At 47.3% G+C, this 3,409-nt stretch carries 2 protein-coding genes and 1 pseudogene; all 3 read left to right on the top strand.

What is annotated here, in order from left to right; genetic code table 11:
* Positions 1-1,498: hypothetical protein (locus ACWA6V_RS19425; RefSeq protein WP_449524041.1), on the top strand; the 1,498-nt coding region annotated here is incomplete at its 5' end.
* A gap of 158 nt (positions 1,499-1,656) precedes the next feature.
* Positions 1,657-2,370, top strand: a complete 714-nt coding sequence (locus ACWA6V_RS19420) for a hypothetical protein (RefSeq protein WP_449524040.1) — start codon at positions 1,657-1,659, stop codon at positions 2,368-2,370.
* A gap of 293 nt (positions 2,371-2,663) precedes the next feature.
* Positions 2,664-3,409 (top strand): annotated as a pseudogene (locus ACWA6V_RS19415) (hypothetical protein); the annotation flags it as partial.

Raw genomic sequence — 3,409 nt, 5'->3', positions numbered from 1 at the left:
CGGTACCAACCAGGCCAGCCTTGAAGTCAGCACGCTGCCACCGCTTAACCTTGAGCAGCGTTTGGAGTATTTGATCGGCTATCCACACGGCTGCATTGAACAAACAACTTCAGCCGTATTCCCGCAATTGCGTTTGGCAAAATTAGTGAATTTAACCGATGCGCAAAAAACGGAAATCGAAGCCAACATCAACGCCGGTATAAAACGCCTCGGCAGTTTCCAACATGCAAGCGGTGGCTTCTCTTACTGGCCGGGCGATGGTTATGTGAATGAATGGGCATCCAGTTACGCAGGCCACTTTTTATTGGAAGCGAAACGCGCCGGTTATTCTGTTCCAAAAACCTTGCTCGATAATTGGGTGAAATACCAGGCGAGCGCAGCGCGCAATCCGCAAATTAACGGCAATTATTACGATGAAGTGGTGTTGTCTTATCGCCTCTACACACTTGCATTGGCCGACAAAGCCGAATTACCGGCGATGAACCGTTTGCGCGAAACATTTAAAACCAATGTGAATAGCAACCAACAAGATTACCGCATGCCCGCACGCTGGTTACTTGCTATGGCCTATCAACATGTGGGATTAAAAGATGCCGCGCAAGATGTCATGGGTCCAGTCTCCAACACCGTGCCCGTTTACAAAGATGCGGGTTACACCTACGGTTCGGATATGCGCGACCGCGGTTTATTGCTCGCAACGCTAGTGAGCCTGGATGCGGATAAAGATCTCACCTGGCAAGTGGCTGAACAAGTGGCGAAAGATTTATCCGGTGAGGGTTGGTATTCCACGCAAAGTATCGCCTGGGCGTTATTGGCCATGAGCGAATTCTCTGCCGCGAATGTGAGCAGTAACGGCGTGAAATTCGCCTATCAACAGGCGGGCGAAAGCAGTTGGCTTACACAGGCCAGCAATAATGCATTTTTCCGCACTGCCATTAATAATCCGCAAGTGAGTGTACGCAACGATCACGACAAACCTATCCGCGTATTAGTGAGCAATCGCGGCATTCCTGCCAATTTGCTCGAAGAACCAAGTAACGATGGCTTGGCAATGAAGGTAGATTTTTTAACACTGGATAACAAACCGCTCAGCGTTGAACAATTACCACAGGGTCAGGATTTTGTTGCGGAAGTTACTATCTCCGGTGAGTTCGATAAATTGCTCACCAGCAATATCGAAAATATTGCACTCACTGCAGTAGTCCCAAGCGGCTGGCAAATCCGCAACGAACGTCTTGAGGGCGCGCAAATGCCAAAAGGCATCGACTACATGGACATCCGCGACGACCGCGTACTCGCCTACTTCAGTTTGTGGCGCGACTACTATTGGTACTACCGTTATCAAGACAACAACCAAACCAGCGTTAGTCTGCGCATTATTTTAAACGCAAGTTATGCCGGTAAATTCTATTTACCCGGCTGGCATACCAGTGCTATGTACAATGAAAAAGTACATGCGAAGACTAAGGGATATTGGGTGGAGGTTGGGGCGAAGTAATTTTTATACTCGATAAAATTTTACATTGTTTGATAAATATATGTTGCGGTTCGCAAGCTCACCAGCAACCTACGGAACACCGTGTAGGTTGGTGCGAGCCGTGCAGACTGAGGAACGAACCGCAACATATCAATAACTCTCAAATTAAGGAAAATCCTATGAAAAAAATTATCAGTTCAATTTTCGCAATATTGTTATTCGCACAAAGTGCTTTTGCACAAGTAGGTGAAGATGATCTTTCAAAGATATATACGCTTATGGGCGCAAAAAAATACGCAGAGGCATTGGCAGCACATCAGAAATATTTCAAGGACTCAAAAGGCACGTCTGCTTCAGCAGTGCGATTGTCGTTTGGATTGGGCAGTTGGGCAGAGCTGGGCAAGGTCTATCCGCCTGCACATATGGCCCTAGCTCAATTGGCAACCGAGCGAAAAAATATTATTTACACTGGCAAAGCAGATTTTGATGTATTTCAAGAGTACACCTCAATCAATTCATATATTGATCGACACGATGAATCCATTGAGACTTTTTTATATATTGAGAAAAATTACCCTAAACAAGTTCAGCACCTTTACCCTTTAGTGGAAGATATTCTGATCGCCAAAAAGCAATATGACATCATAAAAAAATATGTCGGAGACCCCATTTATGAATTTGAAAGCATTAGAAACAGCCGCGAGTACTCGCTCAGCCAGCTAAGAAAAAAACAGCCTGGTTATACGCTGGAACAAAGCAATGCCGAGTTTGAAAAAAAATATAAAACGCTTTTGGAAACCACGGAGAAAATTGGCTTAAATGAAGAGGCTGCCGAATTGAAGCGCCGCTATGACGGTTATATGAGAGGTAATTTACTGCGGAAGTATCATTGATTTTATGTAAAGCAATCGACCATGTTGCGGTTCGCAAGCTCACCAGCAACCTACGGAGCACCTTGTAGGTTGGTGCGGGTCGCGTAGGCTGAGGGACGAACCGCAACACTTTTTATTCCCCTCTCAACAATCCCCCCCACGCCCTAAACCCCGTATTCCGTTAGCCTCCATACGGACCACCTTCGAAATATTTTTCCGACCGTCTTCCCTCTCACAGATTTTACGCGCCAGTTTGGCTATGATGACCGCCTGCTTAACTGTGTTCCCGTTTAACGTTTATATGGATGTTGTAAATGCATTACCTCTCGCCGGAATTCGGACTCGTTTTTGTTGGTTTTTTGTGGCTCTACTGGTGGTTGGGTTCGGCGCGTGGGGTGCGGGCGCAGAACTTGTTGCTATTGGTGGCAAGTTATCTTTTTTATTGCAGCTTTGATTGGCGCTTTGCGTTCTTATTGCTGAATTTCTCGCTGGTGATTTTGGTGCTAGCGCAAGCGGTGCAGGGGCACAATGGCAACCGGCGGCGCTGGCCGGTGATTGCGGGCGTGGTACTCGCGCTGGTTAACCTCGGCATATTCAAGTACTACAACTTTTTCCGCGAAGAGTCTTTAGCGCTGCTGACGCCGCTGTTTAACGGGGCGAGTCTGCCGGTGCTGGAATTTGTATTGCCGGTGGGGATTTCGTTTTACACCTTCCAGGGTTTGGCCTATTTGATCAGCGTCGGGCGCGGTGAATGTAAACCGGCGAACCTATTCGATGGCTTGTTGCACCTCTCGTTTTTTCCGACCCTGTTAGCGGGGCCGATTTGCCGGCCGAACGAATTGTTAACGCAAATCCAATCGCCGGACGAACGTAAAATCGCCGCGCCGGAAGTGGCGATTTTATTGATCATCTCCGCGCTGATAAAAAAAGTCTGGCTCTCAGCTTGGCTCGCAGAAGAGTGGGTTAATCCGGTATTTGCCAACCCGGATGCTTACCACTCATTGGAATTGCTGTTCGGTTTAATGGCTTACGCCTGGCAATTGTTTTTTGATTTTTCCGG

The organism is Cellvibrio sp., from assembly GCF_053579595.1.
Note: the sequence above shows the minus strand (reverse complement) of the source record. Positions and strands in the feature narration are given on the sequence as shown.

Coding starts and splice junctions, on each gene's coding strand:
- ACWA6V_RS19420 (WP_449524040.1), top strand. CDS start 1,657: ATGAAAAAAATTATCAGTTCAATTTTCGCAATATTGTTATTCGCACAA.